This is a genomic window from Idiomarina aminovorans, from assembly GCF_023155095.1.
Taxonomy (GTDB): Bacteria; Pseudomonadota; Gammaproteobacteria; order Enterobacterales; family Alteromonadaceae; genus Idiomarina; species Idiomarina aminovorans.
Window position 1 is genome coordinate 1 of the sequence record NZ_JAKNDA010000030.1, and the last position, 273, is coordinate 273.

Below are 273 nucleotides of genomic sequence, written 5' to 3' on the forward strand. Positions count from 1 at the left end.
TTAACCGTATTACCGGCCTCGTCGCTGGAGTTAACCACCACATCAAATTCAGTATCTGCAGCTAAATCGCTGCCGGCAACATCCACGCTCCAGGTGCCGTCAGCATTTACAACGGTGTTGTATTCAGTGCCGTTGATCGTCATCGCAACGGTATCGCCTTCGGCGATGTCACCACCGCTCGCGCTGCCAGTGACCGTGATGGTCTCGCCCGCTTCTTGTGCGTTGATCACGTCATCGGCGGTGATGTTATTCACATTGACGTTACCCTGCTCG

1 protein-coding gene is annotated in these 273 nt (G+C 54.6%); it reads right to left on the reverse strand.

The features are described 5' to 3' along the window. The coding region (locus tag L8G48_RS13375; RefSeq protein WP_248265089.1) for an Ig-like domain-containing protein at positions 1–230 on the reverse strand (230 nt) is incomplete at its 3' end. Positions 231–273: the final 43 nt, after the last annotated feature.